A 15,090-nucleotide genomic window follows, 5' to 3' on the forward strand; every position below is an offset into this window, starting at 1 on the left:
CAGGGCGTCAGATCGACCAATTCCGCTGAAGAGCCGGGGTTGAACTCGTAGACGCCAGCTGGTGGATCACGGTGGTTCGATCACCAGGCCGGTCTCGGTGAGGCAGCCGTTGATCAGGTCGGGCCGGTACTGGATCTTCTTGAGCTTGCGCTTGACGATGCGGACGAGGCCGCCCAGGCCGGCGGCGACGAAGTTGGCGATGGAGCGTTTCAGGAGTGACCAGACGCCCTCGGTGGGGTTCAGCTCGGGTGCATACGCGGGCATCTGGACCACACGCAGCCACTCCTGGTGTTCGTCGGCGAACTCCTTCATCTGTGCACACAGGTGCACGTTCAGGTTGTCCCAGCACCACACGAGCGGCGCGTGCAGCTGCTGGTGAACGGCGAGGATCAGTTCGCGGTACTCGTGCCAGGCGAAGCTCTTGGGCTCGCCCTTGCGCCCGTGACAGACGTGCAGCCGGTAGAAGAAGTGCGGGCGCTCGCCGGGGCGGAAGCAGACCGCGCCGGCCACGTTGACCCGGCCGGAACCTCTGCCACGCACCCTCACCACGGGCCGTGCCCCGCGCGGGGCCCATGTGCGGCCCTTCGGCGGCCTCAGGCCCTGCCCCGCCTCGTCCTCGAAGCAGATGTAGGCGCCCAGGTCCGCCGCACTGGTTTTACCTGCGGCCACACCTCCTGCTTCCACACCTCGATGGCCTCCTCGTCCCGCTCGACGGCCCGGCGCACCGGGACCTGGCACGACCAGCCGTGGCGCCGCATCAGCTTCCACACGCCCTGCACCGTGTAGCCCACATGGAACAGCCGCCCGATCAGCGCCTTGATCCGCTTCAGCGTCCACCGCTGGTCGTCGGCGAATCCGTGCGCCGGCGGGCCGCGCCGCAGTTCTGCTTCCAGACGCGCGAACTGCCGCGCCGACAGACGCTCCGGCGACACCGGTCCCCTGGAACGCAGGGCCTGCACCCCGCCCTCGCGCCACCGCTGACGCCACAGCCGCACAGTGCGCGGCGCTACCCGTAACTCCGCCGCGACCGCACCAGAACTCTCGCCCTGCTCAAATAACTCAGCGGCCTTCAGCCGCAGTTGTTCACGTCGTTCCTGCTCGGCAGGCGTATACCCGCCCCTCTGCGCATACCGCATGAACCTGCCATACCGCAGGGATCAAGGACCGTCACGCCCTCTCGGCGTCTACGAGTTCAAGCTGAGTACTTGCGGTGGACCGACACCCTGCCGGACTGACACGCCGTCACTAGTACGGCACGGTCGTGGTCGAAGACCTCAACGCCGCCGGAATGCTCCGCAACCGGCGGCTCGCCCGCCACGTCGCCGATGCCGGGTTCGGAAAAGGTCCGCTGCCAACTGCTCTACAAGGGCCGACGCAACGCGTGTCCCACCATCGTGGCCGACCGCTGGTACCCCAGCTCAAAACCTGCTCGGACTGCGGCGCGACGAAAGCCAAACTGCCGCTGCACGTCCGAGTCTTCACCTGCGATCTCTGCAGCCTGGTCATCGACCAGGGCGGTTGCAAGTTCCGGGATCGAGTGGATCGTCCGCGTGGGGTGGGAGTTGACGGGGCAACAGCATAGGCACGAGACCGGTGATCATCAGGGTGTCTACGCCTGCTGATCACATCGAGGTCCCGTGCCTGCCGCTCCGTCCTCCACGATCCCTGCCGTCCTGGCGAAACTGGGCCCCCTTTCACCAGTGCGACACCGGCCGTCTGCGCACCCACCTCCAGCGCCTCCCCGACCCCCGTTCGCGTCGCGGGCGGTGGTATCCCCTGGCCGGCTTGCTGCTGATCTGCGCCTGCGCAGTCGTCTCCGGCGCCCGGACCATCACTGAGATCACCGAGTGGGGACAGCGCGCCAGCACCACGGTGCTGGAACAGCTCGGCATCCGCCGCCACCTGCCCGGACGTCGACGCGCCCCATCCCATGCCACCCTCACCCGGCTCCTGGCCGCCCTCGACGGCGATGCCCTGGACGCCGTGATCGGCGCCTACCTGGCCGAACACGACCACACCGATGTCGGCGGCACCGGCTCGGTGCCGCGGCCGGCGATCGCGGTGGACGGCAAGGCGCTGTCCGGCTCCGCGCACCGACAGCAGCGCCACCGGCCCCTGTTGTCCGCCGTCACCCACGCCCCCACCGTCACCCTGGCCCAGCGGGAGGTGGGGGCCAAGACCAACGAGACGGCCGCTGCTGGAACCCTCGATCTGGCCGGTGCCGTGGTCACCTTCGACGCCCTGCACAGTGTCAAGGACCAGGTGCGCTGGCTGGTGGAGGAGAAGAAAGCCCACTGCATCGCCGTGATCAAAGGAAACCAGCCGACCGCGTCCGCCCAGGTCAAAGCCCTGCCATGGGAGCAGGTGCCGATAGCGCACACCGTCTCCGGGACGGGCACGGGCGGCGGGAGTCCCGCTCGGTCGAGGCGATGGCTATCGCGGCGAACCTGGGCGGGATCGCTTTTCCGGAAGCACGGCTGGCCTTGTGTATCCACGGGCGCCGCCGGGACAGCGGCAAGCGGCAGACCCGGGAGACGGTCTACGCCGTCACCAGCCTCGATACCCACCAGGCCAGCCCTGCTGACCTGGGCGGATACGTCCGCGGGCACTGGGGAATCGAGAATTCCAGCCACCATGTCAGAGATGTGGTGTTCGTCGAGGACGCCTCCACCGTCCACACCGGCAGCGCGCCGCGAGCGATGGCGGCCTTGCGGAATCTGGCCATCGGCAGGCTGCGGCTGCTGGGAGCGGACAACATCGCCAAGACCACCCGAGCGATCCGGGACGCACCCGAACACGCCATCTGGATCTGGGGCATCACCGACAGCCCACTCCTACCGGGAACCTGAAGCCGCCCTGGCCATCGACCGGGACGAGAACGCAGCCCGCAACCTGGCCGCCCTCGCGGCGGCCCGCACGACAGGTACCGGAGTGGCCGGAGACCAGGACACGCCCCGCGTGTCGAAACCCCGTGGAGCCGACCGTGAGACCCGTCGCCAACACCCCGGCCCAAACACCGGCCGGGGCGGACGGGCAGATGGCGCGAGCCTGCCGCACCAGCGGCAAAGGAAACGGGAGACCGCCGTCAGGACACCGAAGCACAACCCACGCAGGGGTGACACCGACACGGACCTCCAGACAGAAACATCTGGAAAGCTGAGACTCGGTACAGTCTGCCGGATGGCTCGGCGGACCGTCACACCAGGAGCCAGGAAGAGGTTACTCCCAGCACTGGGCTTTCACAGTGGCGACCCCTGTATAGATCCAGGTGTTGGGTACAATTCCAGGGCGCTTCATCCACGCGTCCTTACTCTCGATTTCTTCACAGCCTCCACTAATTTCAGACCCGTAATCATTCATCATTTTCCGGGCCCCAATGAGGGCAGTATAGGGGTCTCCCGCATAGGCGGTGAAAGTCCGATCAGAAGATTCGAGACCGACCGGGGGTGCCGCCACGGCCGGTACGGCTGAACCGAAAATGACTGCCGCTGCGACTGCGGCCCCAGCGATGATCCGACGCATCACGTTTTCCTTTCAGGTTTCTTCTGCACCTGCCGCAACCCTATCGACTAATCTGCCACCATAGATGATTTCAAGCCGGGATATTTAAATTTATTTGTGCATTAAAATTTTCCGAAATGTTCGATTGGTCATTGTTCGTGGGTGAGTTCAGCGTCGCTCTCTCCGTCTGACTCGGCAATGAAATCTGCCGCACGGCATAGTCCACGGGCCCGCATCGAAGCGGGAGTCGTCTCCTCATACATCCACGGCACTCGGTCTCGCGCCGCGGCCTCTTCCAGACCAGAGCGATGCCGAAACGAGGTAGAAACGGGCCGGAATTGCATCTTCATGGACGGGACGCTTGAGCTCTGGCCCGGCCAGGGCTCTGTGGTGCGAGGAGTTCTCCACTCCCCAGTGCCCGCGCATCGCAGTGGCCAGGTCGGAGGGGCCGGCTTGGTGGGCGTCGAGGCTGGTGACGGCGTAGACACTCTCACGGCTCACGCCGGCCGGTGGGCTTGCGGCGGCGGTGGACGCCGATGGCCAGGCGTGCGCGGGGAAAGGCGATTCCGTCGAGTCCGTCCGCGACGGCGCAGGTCTTGATCGAGCGGGACTCGCGCCTGCCGTGTCCGCAGGCGGAGGCGGTGGTGCTGGACGGCGATGTCCCGCCGGGGCAGGGCCGCGAGCTGGCTGTGGGCGGTCGGCTGGTTGGTCTTGATCACGGCGATGGAGTGGGCCTTCTTGGTCTCGACCAGCCAGGAGACGTTCGCCTTGACCGAGTGCAGCGCGTCGAAGGCAGGGCGAGGGTGACGCAGATCCCGAGCCCGACAGGTTGCCGTCACCGGGCGGGTCTGTCAGCCAGCAGCCGGGGCGACCCTCTCGTTCGGCAAACTTTGCTGCACCGATCAGGGCGTCGAGGCTGTCGTGCGTGCCAGCCAGACTGTCGTGCACAGATCCGCGATCATGGCACCGCCCCCATTCCGTTTCGATTACTCGTTGGCGGAATCCGTCGGTGCTGTCGCCTGACGACCGGCACCAGCCCCGACGAAGACCAGAACGGAAGACACCCGCAACATTCCGGGCCCGTGGAACCCGGCGCGCCCGCAGCGTCACTCGACGGCCCACCTCGACGGACACGAGAACATTACAGGCGAACCGCCGAGTCGATCAGAGCTCGAACCTCAAGGGCGATGCGTTCTCAGGTTGTGAGTCGGGGCATGGCTGTTGCGTGCTGGGGGCGTGACCGGTAGTGATCGGCTGTGGCGGCGATGTTGGTCCAGCCTGCTTGGCGCATGAGTCCGATGGCCAGGTTGTGCAGGGTGGCCATGGCGCGGGGTGCGGAGCCGGTGCGTATGCGCGAGGCGTCCTGGCCGAACGTCACGTCTCTGCCGTGGTGCAGGGCCTCAACTGACCAGTGATTCTGGACGAGTTCGGCGAGTTGTGTCGGGCTGGCCTGTTCGGGCGGGAGGCTGGTGATGGCGTGGACGGTCTTCGTTTCGGCCTTGCCGGTCTTGCGGTGGGTGCGGCGGCGCTTGACCTCCATGGCCTGGACGGCGTGCGGGAAGAGTAGGCCGGGACGGACGGTGCAGACCTTCAGACGGCGGACCTCGCGGCGGCCGTGCCCGGCACCGGTGGTGCGGGCCTGCAGGGGAATCTGCTTCCAGGGCAGGCGCTGCAGCTGCTTGCGGAGCTTCTTCTGGTTCCCGTTGACCACCAGGACGTAGTGGCCGCCGGCGGCCATGACGTGCTCGGCGTGGGCGCGCTGGGTGTGCATCGCATCGGCGGTGACGACGGCGCCGCGCAGGTCGATCCGGTCCAGCAGTGGGGCGAGGGCGGGTATGTCGTTGCTCTTCGCGGTGATCCGGCGCTGGGCGATCACGGTCTGGCAGGCGTGGAACGCGGCGGTGAGCAGGTGGACGGCCGTGCCGTCGGCGCGGGATCCGCGCACGGCCGTGCCGTCGACGGCCAGGCCGGCCAGGGCGTCGCCGTTCAGGGCCGGGGAGGCGTCCCGGTGTGGAGGCGTTCGGCGTGCTGGAGGTCAGCCCGAGTTGTTCGCGCAGGCCGTAGTCGGTATCGGCGGCGAAGCGGGCGATGGCGGCCAGGGACGTGGCTCCGCCGAGGACGGCGACCAGGCACAGCCCAAGCAGGGAGCCCAGGCGGTAGCGGCGGCCCCGGACCCGGCGGGGATCGGGTATCCGCCCCAGCACTTCGGCCAGGGAGGTGAACTGCTGCGGATCCGGGCAGGCAGAGTCGATGTCCTCGCAGTGGCTGCAGGACACCGATCAGGAAAGATGGCACGCGAACGCGACCCCTGTTCGTGATCAAAGGCTTCGACAACCTTGATCATCAGGGGTCGCGTCTCTCGTTGCCGAACCGGGCGAACCGCACGCAGCGGCCCGTACACAGGCGATCAGCTCATCTCGCCAGCTGAGAACACATCAGCCCTGGCTCGAACCTCGCTGAAGGATCGAGGCCAGCCACGATGAGCACAGGCAGAGCTATCTGCAGCTGCCGTATTTAGAGCCTCGGCTTTACGGGCAGGACAGTCACGTTCACGGCCTGCGGCCCCTTGTCGCCCTGCTTGCGCTCGTAGCTCACCCGGTCCGCCTCAGCGAGGCTCTTGTAACCGTGCCCGTTGATGGCGCTGTAGTGAACGAAAACATCGGGACCCTTGGCATCCGGCGCAATGAACCCGAAGCCCTTTTCGCTGTTAAACCACTTGACCGTACCAGTTACTACTTCTGACATTTACTTCTCCGTGCCGAGTATCCATTGAACCGGAATGACTGAAACGGTCACCACCGGGCGCTGACGCTCCTTAAGTGAATACCTAGGAGTCGACTGCACCCATCTCCTTCGGGCGGCCAAAGAGGCAACGTGATGGGTGGGGATAGCTGCCTTGCCAGCCCTACAGCGCAAGGCCGCCATACCGGATCATGGAAAACCAACCCTGCTTCGGTGGCTAGCAGGATGACAACTCCTAAGGACCGAGAGAGGGCAGCGCAGTGCAGACAGATGTTTGTGATGCTGTACAGCATTGACGCAATCGTTGGCCCGTACCGTGCCGCAGAGCTGGTGAACGAGTACAGGCGACGTCTCCTGCAGGAAGACGGCCTCCCGGATAGGGCAGCCCTCGCTGTGGCATGCACAGCCTACGCCTTCAGTGACGTGTACGTTCTGGCCGCTGCAGGGCAGGTTTGGGAATCGTATGCACCCCACGACAGGGATGAGAAAGAACGCATCTCCATAGTGGAGAAGCTTCACGACGACACATCCGGGCACTGTGTGAAGGTCTTGACGGCATGCGGAATTATCGATTTCATACCGCTGGATCGACTCGCGAAAGAGTACTTTCTTTTCTCTTGGCCTGAGGAGCAGCAGGCGGGTTAACCTCATTACAGTGAAGGTGTCTCAAAGCACGATGGCGTCCACATGATCTGAGCATTGCTCGCCTTCCTCGCCGAGCTCTGCCGGTGGCTTCATCCTCAACCAGCTCGGCCCTGGCTTGGATCGGTTCTGACGAATACAAGTGTCACAAAGCCAGCGTGGTGTGAGGGAACGGCTGGGTACAGGGGCACGACTGACCTTCGGGTTGCAGCAGCTGCGCGGTGTGGTGTGCTGGGAGAGGTGAGGCGCCGGGACGCAGCTGATCTTTTTGGAAGCATGAGCCCGTGTCATGGACGTGGAGATTTGAAGGTCCGGGGGGCAGAAATGTCTCCGGAGGTGGCTGAGACGGTATTTTCAGTGCAAGGAGACGCGGAGAGCCGGATCGGCGAACTGGGGGCATCTACTGGAGCAGGATGTCGCGCACGCAAGTGACTCTCCTGATGGAGGGGAAAGAAATGACTTCGAGCCTGAGCATGGAGATTGCCGATGCAGCTGGGGCCGAGGCGCGCAATGGAAAATGACCATTTCGGAGGTGGCCTGGCCTCATCACCTCAGAACCGGCTACGCAAGGTGGCACGCGCACTCGTAGCCGCCTCAGCCCAGCAAAAGCCCCTGCCTGAGGCAAGCCGCAGGCACGTAGTCAGCACGTCCAATGCTCTTGAAGCGATCCTCCTCCTGGCCAGCTCCATCGACAGCATGGCGCTGAAAGGCCAGATGCGGACGATCGACGCCGAGATGATCATTTCACTGCTTATGGTTGTCCGCGATCACATCGACCCGTTGCCCGGCGGCGGTGAGCGACCCGATAGCGATCCCATAGCCCGTGACCTCGAAGCGATCATCACCATGCTCATTCACGGAGAACTCGAAGCCAGGAACTCCTGATCGCCGACTGCCCGTTGACCCCTCGCTCACGGCAGGTTCATCCAGCAGGTCCGGCTCACCTCCAGCGGCGAACTTGGGCCCTGTCCGGGCAGGGAGCGCCGTCGAAGTGGCTGGTCTACGCATCCTCGGCGAACATGCGGTCCAGGAAGCGGTCAGGGCGGTTGACGAACGCGCCGGTCAAAGCGACAGGTTCGGCCTGCTCATATTCCACCTGCTCGATGGTGCCGCCCCTTTCGATCTGCAGGATCCGTGCGCCGGGCATGGCCAGCAGGATCGACGAATATGTGGCCACCACGAACTGGCACCCTTGTTGGAGGAGTTGCCGGATCCGGACCGTCATCGCCAGGCATCCGTGCAACGAAAGGGCTGCTGGGTGGTTCACTCACGCCGACGGCCGAGGCAGACAACCAGCCCGTGACCATCACCGTGACCGATGCCGGCACCGGCAGCCTGAAACAGTCCGTCACGTCGCAGGACGTCAGAACTTGCCCGGCCCGTTGTGTGGGAGCACGGTGGTGTTGTCAGGCCCACCGGCTGCCGAGCATCTGCCGAGGAGAGGCATCATGGCAAGGCGTTCGTGGCTCGCCTGCGCACTGGCATTCCTACTCGTCGCCGCGGCGGCGTGCAGCCGTCCCAGCGACGAGTCCGCGACACCGGGAGTAACCGACACGACCGTCACGATCGGCAGCCACCAACCGTTGACCGGCCCGGTGGCCCCCGGCTTCGGCCGTGTAGCGCCTGCGGCCAAGGCGTACTTCGACCATGTCAACGCGAACGGCGGTGTCCACGGCCGAAAGATCATCTTCACGTACCGGGACGACGCCTACCGTCCGAACAACACCATGAAGGTGGTACGCAGACTAAGGCTTGTCCCGTAACTCCTGGTCAGGGATGAGATGATCTTGGTGTGGACGAGACGGCGTCGGATTGTCTGCGCCGCCGGCGGGCCGACGTGTGACCTGGCCGGGACATGTGCCGACCTCGCTGCTGCCGCCTGGCTCAGCTTTCTTGAGCATGCCAAACCGACCCTGACTCGCCCGGCGGGCAGGGCCTGACGCGGATGCGACGTTGGGGGCGATTTGCGGTTGCTGTGCGGGGGGAGGACGGTAATGGTGTGAGCGTGACTGCAGCTGTTCGCACGGGATTGCACGCCACGGCCACGAGGGCAGCGGCGGCCGCGAGCCCAGCTGGCCCGGCTGGACGACGCTCGCGTCGGCTGACATAAGCCGTGGAGATCGCATGAACAGGCTTCTACGCATCCCAGGCCTGGCTGCCCTGGCGGCCCTCCTCCTCGTCGTCGCGGGCTGCAGTTCTCCGGCAGAGGTCAGCAACGAGGACTCCGCACCCGGCATCACCGACACCGCGATCACGATCGGCAGCCATCAGCCGCTGACCGGGCCGGCGTCTGCCGGCTTCAGCCACTTCGCACCGGCAGCCAGGGCATATTTTGACTATGTCAACGCCAACGGGGGCATCCACGGCCGCAAGATCTACTTCAATTACCGGGACGACGCCTACAGCCCGGACAACGCCACCCAGGTGGTGCGCAGGCTGGTGGAACAGGACAAGATATTCGCCCTCTTCTCAGGGTTGGGTACCGCTACCCACCGGGCAGTCGTCGACTATCTCAATGCCGAGAACGTCCCTGACCTGTTCCCGGCCTCCGGCTGCCCCTGCTGGAACAATCCGAAAAAACTTCCCTACACCTTTGCCCTGCAGACGGATTACACCAGGGAGGGCAAGATTCTCGGCGACCACGTCAACAAGACCTTCCCCGGAAAGAAGGTGGCCTACTTCTACCAGGACGACGATCTGGGCAGGAGCGGCGTCGCAGGCCTGGACAAGGTCATCCCGCGTTCATCAGTGGTCGCCCGCGAGAGCTACCAGCCCGGCTTCAACGACGTCTCCGAGCAGATGCAGGCGATCGCCAGAGCCAGAGCCGACGTCATCGTCAGCTTCTCCGTCCCCAGTCATACGGTCCTGCTGCGCCTGGCCCAACAGAAGTCCGGCAACACCGCGAAGCTGGTGGTCAACTACTCCGGATCCGATCCGACAACCCTGTCCGACCTCCTCGAGTCCGCCGCCCCCCACAACGGCACGTCCAGCGGCGCCAACCCCCTTATCCAAGGAATCATCACGGACAACTATCTGCCGCCACTCACCGACACCTCGAACAAGTGGATCCAGCTAGTGAGAATGATCCACAGCCGCTATCTGCCGGCACAGCCCCTGAGCCGGTACACCGAGCTCGGCGTACTGACCGCGTACCTATTCGTCCAAGTACTGCAGCAAACAGGCAGAGACCTAACCCGACAATCACTCGTGGACACCCTAAAAAAGGGCGACTTCCCCGGGCCGGGAGTGACCCCGCTGCGCTACAACCGCACCTCGCACGCCGGCTACACCGGCACCCAGATCGGCGTCATCAAGGGCAATGCCATCGTGCTGCAGGGCAAGCCCATGACCACCGACGGCGCAGACGGCCCCGTGCAACCCCACACCGCTACGTCCCCCCAGCCCCCCGCCAACGGCATCCCCAGACCCTGACCCTGCAGTGCTCGCACCGCCAGGATTGCCTCCTCCTGACGACCGGGGAGTGATGGCCGCCGGATTCCTCTCCCATCTCGCGGGCGACCGGATCAGGTCCGCTCCGCCGACTCCATCCCCAGCGACCAGGTCAACCCGGCCGCCGTCGAAGCCATGAACGAGGTCGGCATCGACATCTCCGCGGCCAGACCGAAGATCCTCACCACCGAAGCCGACCAGGCGTCCGACTACGCCATCACCACAGGCTGCGACGACGCCTGCCCCATCCTCCCCGGCAAGAAGTACCTCGCCTACTGCAGGTTATAGCCAGGGCTCCGCTCAGGACCCGGCGGGCAAGGGCGTCGACTGTTCGGGAGAAGGCGGACCCCACGAGCTGGAGTTGCGGCCGATTGGGCTGCGACGAGTTTTTGCCTGGTCGGCCCACGGCTCGTGCCACCCGCCGCGCCGTGCGGGCCGTGGTCTGCCTCGGGGCGCGGCGGGTGCGAGGGGGTGTTACTCGGTGATCTTCAGGAGCTTGTTGGGTGTGCCCGCGCCTGGGCTGGTGATCTTGTCGGGGGTGGCGCTCTTGGTCAGGGCGGTGGCGACGTCCGCCGGGGTAGCGTCCTTGTGGCCGGCGAGGTAGACCGCGGCGGCGCCGACGACATGGGGGGTGGCCATCGAGGTGCCGGAGAGGACCTTGGTGCCCTCGTCGCTGTCGTTCCACGCGGAGGTGATGTCCGAGCCCGGCGCGTAGATGTCCACTACCTCACCGAAGTTGGAGAAGTCGGACTGGGCGTCGTCCTTGGTGGACGAGGCGACGGTGAGGGCCTCCTTGACGCGGGCCGGGGAGCCCTTGCCGGCGTCGGCGGAGTCGTTGCCGGCTGCGACAGCGAAGGTGACGCCCGCGGCGATGGCCTTGCGAACGGCCTCATCGAGGGCCTCGTCGGCGCCGCCGCCCAGGCTCATGTTGGCGACGGAGGGCCCCTGGTGGTGCTGGGTGACCCAGTCGATGCCGGCGACGACCTGCTCCGTGGTGCCGGAGCCGTTGTCGTCGAGGACTCTCACGGCAACGATCTTCGCCTTCTTGGCGATGCCGTACGTGGCACCGGCTATGGTGCCGGCGACGTGGGTGCCGTGACCGTTGCCGTCGTCGGCGCTGTCGTCGTTGTCGATCGCGTCGAAGCCGTGCGTGGCGCGGCCTTCGAAGTCCTTGTGCGAGATGCGGACGCCGGTGTCGATCACGTAGGCGGTGACGCCCTCGCCGGCGGAGTCGGGGTAGGTGTATTTGCTGTCTCCGGCGGTGTCGGCCTGGTCGATGCGGTCCAGGCCCCATGAGGGCGGGTTCTGCTGCTCCGCGTTGATGGTGAACTTCTTGTTCTGCACGACCTTGGCGACGGCCGGGTCGGCGGCCAGGCGCTTGGCCTCGGTCTGTGAAAGGCCGCCGGCCGAGAAGCCGTTGATGGCGGAGCGGTAGGTGCGCTTCAGTGTGCCGCCGTACTCGTTGGCCAACTCCTGCTTGTCGGCCTGCTGGTCGAGCATGACGATGAAGCTGCCCGCGACGGCGCCGTCGGCGTTCGCTCCGTAGATCTTGCCCTCGGCGGGCGCCGCGGCGCCGGCGGAGAACGGGTTCAGCAGCGTGACGCCTGCCGCGGCGGCCGCGACGGTGACGGCGGTGAGCCGGATCCGGTTCGAGCGCTTGTGAGTTGCCATGAAGAGGGGTCTCCTCGCCGGTCTTTGTGGGGGGTTGAGTGTTCAACCGCAAAATCTCCGGTGATCTGCGGCGAAAGCCGTGACTCATTGATGTGCTCATGCAGTGGATTCCATGCACTCGCGACCCGATCAGCCGCGGGTCAACGCGGGAACCGGACAGAACCGGGCCCCGCCGCGACACGCCCGGCTCTCCTTCGCATGTATGGGGCTTCCGTCGAGAAAACGTGAACCTTCCCTGCGTCCCCGTGTCGAACCGGACGGGCAGGGCAGACGCGCGCGCTGCGCGCGCCGAGCGTGAAAGCCCTGCGGAAAACGTGGGCGCCGTGAGGAGGCGCAGCAGTCAGAGAAGAACTCGCAGGTATCGAATCGGCTTGAATGATCTGGGTGTTGAGCTTCCGCTTCGCTCACCTCACCCTGATTCGTGTACTTGCACAGAGTGTGTCCCCCGATGAGCTCGATGGGAGGGTACGGGGCCTGCATCTGGTCCCCATGGGGCCGCGGCCTGGGAGGCACGTGCCCGGCCGCACGAGCGTCGGACATCTGGACCTAGTCGGACGAACGGGCCCAACCGGTGCGCTGGTCGAGGCGGGCGAAGAGCGGGCCGTTTCGTTGCCGATCACCTCGACGGCCTGCAGGACGAACCGCGCACCGGTTCGCTGCCCTCGACCCTGCTCAACCAGGTCGAGGACGTCACCGTGGCGACCCTGGTGTCCGCGCCGGGCAAAGACACCCCCTGGGCGCGTGCCTCGATGGCCGCCCGCACCGGACTGTCGAAGTCCACCATCGTCCGGATCTGGAAGAAACCACACCTGCAGGACTCATTCTCCCTCTCCACCTACCCGCAGTTCGTGGAGAAGGTCGTCGACGTCGTCGGCCTCCATCGCAACCCGCCGGAGAAGGCGCTGATGTTAGGCGTGGATGAAGCCCACAGATCCAGGCGCTGGACCCGGTCACAGCCGGTGCTGCCGGGCATGCCAGAACGGCGCACCCACAACTGTCTGCGGCACGACATCACCAGCCTGTTCGCCGCCTTCAACATCGCTGATGACACGTCGTCGGTGACCTCCACCGCCGCCACCGGACAGTGGAGGTCAAGAAAGTACTGACCGCCATGGACATGGCCGTGCCTGCGGGCCTCGACGTGCACCTGCCGAGCAGCCGAGGGGACTTGCCCCCGGGCTCTCACAGAGTGAAGTAGGCCGCCGACGAGGTTCCTCTGGTTGAGGTCCTTTTCCGGCGGCCCCTTCCCGAACCGGGCAGGCGAGATTTCCCCGCACCCGGCTCTCCAGTAATCAATTCCGGACTGAGGCCGTACTCCGTCCCGCGTGGATGTCCTGGTGACAGCGTTCGCAGACCACGAGGGTCTTGCGCTTTCGCATAGCCATCAGGTGCACCCACGACGGCCGTTCGGGCCGTCCTGGCCTGTTGAGATCAGCAAGTTTGCGGACATGGTAGACCTGTAGCCCAGCGTGTCCCGCGCAGATCTCGCACTGCCCGGCAAGGAGACGGTGAATCAGCTCGTTTCGCCGGGTAGTTGCCATGACGGGCTGGCGGTCGATGATGACGACGGTGCGCTGACACTTGAGCGGAATCCCGCCGAAGCGGGCGACCAGCGGCTTCTCTCCCTTCTCTCGCCGCACTGTGACCTGGAACCAGGTCCGCCGGCCGTCAGGAGTGTCGATGCTCGCCTTGTATCTGCGGGCCATCTTCGTGACGGCCGACTTGTGCTTCCCTGCCAGGGTCTTGAGCATCGAGGTCTCCATGACCCAGGGCTTCGGCGTAGTCGCATGACGTCCGGTTTGTGATCGTCAGAGGCCGCGGAGTGCGAGGGGGCGGCGAGGGTCGCGGGCGTTGCGGCGGAGGCCGGCCGCGATGTTCTTCACTCCGGCCGTGCGGAGGGCTCCGATGGCGAGGTTGCTCCAGGTAGCCATCGCGCGGGGCGTGTTGCCCGTCCGTAGCTGGGAGGCGTCCTCGGCGACGGTGGTGTCGCGGACATGGCGCAGGGCCTCGATCTTCCAGTGGTCGCGGACGAGTTCGGCGAGCTGGCACGCGGTGGCCTGCTCGGCGGTCAGGCTGGTGACGGCGTAGACCGTCTTGACGGCGGTCTTGCCGGTCTTGAAGTCGGTGCGCCGGCGCTTGATCTGGACGGCCTGGCGGGCTCCGGGGAAGAGGAGGCTGTTGACGGTGGCGGCCTTGATCCGGCGGATCTCCGAGCGGCCGTGGCCGATGCCCCGGGTGCGTCCCTGGAGCGGGATGGCCTTCCAGGGAAGTGACTTGAGCTGTCAGCACAGCTTCTTCTGGTTCCCCTTGACGATCACGATGTAGTGGGCGTCCCGGCTGAGGAGGTAGTCGGCATGCTCGCGCTGGGGGTGCATCGCGTCGCTGGTGACTACGGCGCCGGAGGTCGGCGACGGTGTCCAGCAGCGGCTGGAAGCACATGATCTCGTTCGTCTTCTCGCCGACGTCCAGCTGGGCCAAGGCTGGTGGTGTGCTCCAGTGCGGCGAGCAGGTGGATCTTGCGGCCCTTCGCCTTGGCCGCGCCGCGCAGGCTTTTGCCGTCCACTGCGAGGCCGCGCAGCCCGGTCGCCTTCGGGCGTCGGTCGGCGAGCCGGCGTCCGACCGCCCGGTCCAGCGCGTCGCCGTCGATGCGGGCCAGTAGCCGCCGGACCGTCGTTTCCGCAGGCAGCAACCGCTTCGGGAACAGCGGGCCGAGGCGTATGCCGAGGCGTTGAAGGATGTGCGGGCGGGGCATCGGCGATCCACTCGCTGACTGCCGGCACAGAGGTCGCCCCCGCCAGAACCGCGCACGCGGTCAGCGCGAGGACGGCGACCAGAGCGTGCCGTACGCCGCGCGGATCTCGCGGGCCGGATACCCCGGCCAGCTGCTCCAGCAGACGCGGGACCTCGGCGGATACGACCTCGGGCTGCTCACGGAGCTGGTCAAGGGCAGAGGGGATCAGCGAAGATGCGTCGGCAGGCACGGTCTTCCACTCGGATCACGGGGCGTAGAGAACTCCATGATCCTGGAAGCCGTGCCTGTCACGTTCCGGGGCACCGGCAAGCCGGTAGAACATCACGAACCGG

17 protein-coding genes and 4 pseudogenes are annotated in these 15,090 nt (G+C 66.0%); 9 read left to right on the forward strand and 12 right to left on the reverse strand.

The genetic code is table 11. The features are described from left to right. Nucleotides 1–66: 66 nt before the first annotated feature. Nucleotides 67–669, reverse strand: coding sequence for a transposase (locus tag OG331_RS02945; protein WP_406191299.1), 603 nt, complete (start codon nucleotides 667–669; stop codon nucleotides 67–69). Beyond that, nucleotides 594–1,136 carry a winged helix-turn-helix domain-containing protein gene (locus OG331_RS02950; protein ID WP_406190674.1) on the reverse strand — a complete coding sequence of 181 codons (543 nt, stop codon included), beginning with the start codon at nucleotides 1,134–1,136 and terminating at the stop codon, nucleotides 594–596. The genes OG331_RS02945 and OG331_RS02950 overlap by 76 nt, the downstream gene beginning before the upstream one ends. A 469-nt stretch (nucleotides 1,137–1,605) precedes the next feature. Between OG331_RS02950 and OG331_RS02955 the strand changes: the two are divergent. Both OG331_RS02955 and OG331_RS02960 read left to right on the forward strand, forming a co-directional pair. Next, a pseudogene (locus OG331_RS02955) lies at nucleotides 1,606–2,292 on the forward strand (ISAs1 family transposase); the annotation flags it as partial. A gap of 137 nt (nucleotides 2,293–2,429) precedes the next feature. After that, nucleotides 2,430–2,849 carry a hypothetical protein gene (locus tag OG331_RS02960; protein WP_406210901.1) on the forward strand — a complete coding sequence of 140 codons (420 nt, stop codon included), beginning with the start codon at nucleotides 2,430–2,432 and terminating at the stop codon, nucleotides 2,847–2,849. Nucleotides 2,850–3,998: 1,149 nt separating this feature from the next. On the opposite strand, the gene OG331_RS02965 is transcribed toward OG331_RS02960, so the two are convergent. From OG331_RS02965 to OG331_RS02980, 4 genes and pseudogenes are all read right to left on the reverse strand, one after another. Next, complete coding sequence (locus OG331_RS02965) at nucleotides 3,999–4,340, reverse strand: hypothetical protein (RefSeq protein ID WP_406191301.1); 342 nt, start codon at nucleotides 4,338–4,340, stop codon at nucleotides 3,999–4,001. 356 nt (nucleotides 4,341–4,696) lie between these two features. Beyond that, on the reverse strand, nucleotides 4,697–5,491 hold the full coding sequence (locus tag OG331_RS02970; protein WP_406209655.1) for an ISAs1 family transposase: 795 nt from the start codon (nucleotides 5,489–5,491) through the stop codon (nucleotides 4,697–4,699). Nucleotides 5,492–5,513: 22 nt separating this feature from the next. Continuing rightward, a pseudogene (locus OG331_RS02975) lies at nucleotides 5,514–5,777 on the reverse strand (transposase family protein); the annotation flags it as partial. Between the two features lie 238 nt (nucleotides 5,778–6,015). Further along, nucleotides 6,016–6,246 carry a cold-shock protein gene (locus tag OG331_RS02980; protein ID WP_406191303.1) on the reverse strand — a complete coding sequence of 77 codons (231 nt, stop codon included), beginning with the start codon at nucleotides 6,244–6,246 and terminating at the stop codon, nucleotides 6,016–6,018. A gap of 210 nt (nucleotides 6,247–6,456) precedes the next feature. On the opposite strand from OG331_RS02980, the gene OG331_RS02985 reads away from it, so the two are divergent. Both OG331_RS02985 and OG331_RS02990 read left to right on the forward strand, forming a co-directional pair. Next, nucleotides 6,457–6,888: a hypothetical protein gene (locus OG331_RS02985; protein ID WP_406191305.1), complete on the forward strand. Its 432-nt coding sequence runs from the start codon at nucleotides 6,457–6,459 to the stop codon at nucleotides 6,886–6,888. A gap of 483 nt (nucleotides 6,889–7,371) precedes the next feature. Beyond that, complete coding sequence (locus OG331_RS02990; protein WP_406191307.1) at nucleotides 7,372–7,770, forward strand: hypothetical protein; 399 nt, start codon at nucleotides 7,372–7,374, stop codon at nucleotides 7,768–7,770. Nucleotides 7,771–7,885: 115 nt separating this feature from the next. Here the strand turns inward: OG331_RS02990 and OG331_RS02995 are convergent, their stop codons facing one another. Next, nucleotides 7,886–8,110 carry a hypothetical protein gene (locus OG331_RS02995; RefSeq protein WP_406191309.1) on the reverse strand — a complete coding sequence of 75 codons (225 nt, stop codon included), beginning with the start codon at nucleotides 8,108–8,110 and terminating at the stop codon, nucleotides 7,886–7,888. A 223-nt stretch (nucleotides 8,111–8,333) separates the two neighbouring features. Here OG331_RS02995 and OG331_RS03000 point away from each other — a divergent pair, with 223 nt between their 5' ends. The 3 genes and pseudogenes from OG331_RS03000 to OG331_RS03010 form a co-directional block, all read left to right on the forward strand. Continuing rightward, nucleotides 8,334–8,648 carry an ABC transporter substrate-binding protein gene (locus OG331_RS03000; RefSeq protein WP_406191311.1) on the forward strand — a complete coding sequence of 105 codons (315 nt, stop codon included), beginning with the start codon at nucleotides 8,334–8,336 and terminating at the stop codon, nucleotides 8,646–8,648. A gap of 361 nt (nucleotides 8,649–9,009) precedes the next feature. Further along, nucleotides 9,010–10,317, forward strand: coding sequence for an ABC transporter substrate-binding protein (locus OG331_RS03005; protein WP_406191313.1), 1,308 nt, complete (start codon nucleotides 9,010–9,012; stop codon nucleotides 10,315–10,317). A 52-nt stretch (nucleotides 10,318–10,369) separates the two neighbouring features. Beyond that, nucleotides 10,370–10,663, forward strand: a pseudogene (locus OG331_RS03010) (phosphotyrosine protein phosphatase); the annotation flags it as partial. A 146-nt stretch (nucleotides 10,664–10,809) separates the two neighbouring features. Here the strand turns inward: OG331_RS03010 and OG331_RS03015 are convergent. Further along, nucleotides 10,810–12,006: a S8 family serine peptidase gene (locus OG331_RS03015; protein WP_406191315.1), complete on the reverse strand. Its 1,197-nt coding sequence runs from the start codon at nucleotides 12,004–12,006 to the stop codon at nucleotides 10,810–10,812. A gap of 695 nt (nucleotides 12,007–12,701) precedes the next feature. Here OG331_RS03015 and OG331_RS03020 point away from each other — a divergent pair. Then, nucleotides 12,702–13,112 (forward strand): hypothetical protein, encoded by a 411-nt coding sequence (locus tag OG331_RS03020; RefSeq protein ID WP_406191317.1) that lies wholly within the window; start codon nucleotides 12,702–12,704, stop codon nucleotides 13,110–13,112. A gap of 186 nt (nucleotides 13,113–13,298) precedes the next feature. On the opposite strand, the gene OG331_RS03025 is transcribed toward OG331_RS03020, so the two are convergent. Together OG331_RS03025 and OG331_RS03030 are read right to left on the reverse strand one after the other, a co-directional pair. After that, nucleotides 13,299–13,757: a hypothetical protein gene (locus OG331_RS03025; protein WP_406191319.1), complete on the reverse strand. Its 459-nt coding sequence runs from the start codon at nucleotides 13,755–13,757 to the stop codon at nucleotides 13,299–13,301. Nucleotides 13,758–13,814: 57 nt separating this feature from the next. Beyond that, complete coding sequence (locus OG331_RS03030) at nucleotides 13,815–13,937, reverse strand: hypothetical protein (protein WP_406191321.1); 123 nt, start codon at nucleotides 13,935–13,937, stop codon at nucleotides 13,815–13,817. A gap of 63 nt (nucleotides 13,938–14,000) precedes the next feature. Between OG331_RS03030 and OG331_RS03035 the strand changes: the two genes are divergently transcribed. After that, complete coding sequence (locus tag OG331_RS03035; protein ID WP_406191323.1) at nucleotides 14,001–14,279, forward strand: hypothetical protein; 279 nt, start codon at nucleotides 14,001–14,003, stop codon at nucleotides 14,277–14,279. 116 nt (nucleotides 14,280–14,395) lie between these two features. Here the strand turns inward: OG331_RS03035 and OG331_RS03040 are convergent, their stop codons facing one another. Both OG331_RS03040 and OG331_RS03045 read right to left on the reverse strand, forming a co-directional pair. Then, nucleotides 14,396–14,758: a hypothetical protein gene (locus tag OG331_RS03040; protein WP_406210904.1), complete on the reverse strand. Its 363-nt coding sequence runs from the start codon at nucleotides 14,756–14,758 to the stop codon at nucleotides 14,396–14,398. Nucleotides 14,759–14,807: 49 nt separating this feature from the next. Further along, nucleotides 14,808–14,987 (reverse strand): annotated as a pseudogene (locus tag OG331_RS03045) (ISAs1 family transposase); the annotation flags it as partial. Between the last annotated feature and the right edge of the window lie 103 nt (nucleotides 14,988–15,090).

Source organism: Streptomyces sp. NBC_01017 (assembly GCF_045162795.1).
Lineage (GTDB): Bacteria > Actinomycetota > Actinomycetes > Streptomycetales > Streptomycetaceae > Streptomyces > Streptomyces machairae.

Excerpts from the sequence above, each read along its gene's own strand:
- OG331_RS02950 (WP_406190674.1), bottom strand. The coding sequence starts at position 1,136 with ATGCGGTATGCGCAGAGGGGCGGGTATACGCCTGCCGAGCAGGAACGA.
- OG331_RS02960 (WP_406210901.1), top strand. The coding sequence starts at position 2,430 with ATGGCTATCGCGGCGAACCTGGGCGGGATCGCTTTTCCGGAAGCACGG.
- OG331_RS02980 (WP_406191303.1), bottom strand. The coding sequence starts at position 6,246 with ATGTCAGAAGTAGTAACTGGTACGGTCAAGTGGTTTAACAGCGAAAAG.
- OG331_RS02990 (WP_406191307.1), top strand. The coding sequence starts at position 7,372 with ATGCAGCTGGGGCCGAGGCGCGCAATGGAAAATGACCATTTCGGAGGT.
- OG331_RS02995 (WP_406191309.1), bottom strand. The coding sequence starts at position 8,110 with ATGACGGTCCGGATCCGGCAACTCCTCCAACAAGGGTGCCAGTTCGTG.
- OG331_RS03000 (WP_406191311.1), top strand. The coding sequence starts at position 8,334 with ATGGCAAGGCGTTCGTGGCTCGCCTGCGCACTGGCATTCCTACTCGTC.
- OG331_RS03005 (WP_406191313.1), top strand. The coding sequence starts at position 9,010 with ATGAACAGGCTTCTACGCATCCCAGGCCTGGCTGCCCTGGCGGCCCTC.
- OG331_RS03015 (WP_406191315.1), bottom strand. The coding sequence starts at position 12,006 with ATGGCAACTCACAAGCGCTCGAACCGGATCCGGCTCACCGCCGTCACC.
- OG331_RS03025 (WP_406191319.1), bottom strand. The coding sequence starts at position 13,757 with ATGCTCAAGACCCTGGCAGGGAAGCACAAGTCGGCCGTCACGAAGATG.
- OG331_RS03030 (WP_406191321.1), bottom strand. The coding sequence starts at position 13,937 with ATGGCTACCTGGAGCAACCTCGCCATCGGAGCCCTCCGCACGGCCGGA.
- OG331_RS03035 (WP_406191323.1), top strand. The coding sequence starts at position 14,001 with ATGGCGCAGGGCCTCGATCTTCCAGTGGTCGCGGACGAGTTCGGCGAG.
- OG331_RS03040 (WP_406210904.1), bottom strand. The coding sequence starts at position 14,758 with ATGCCCCGCCCGCACATCCTTCAACGCCTCGGCATACGCCTCGGCCCG.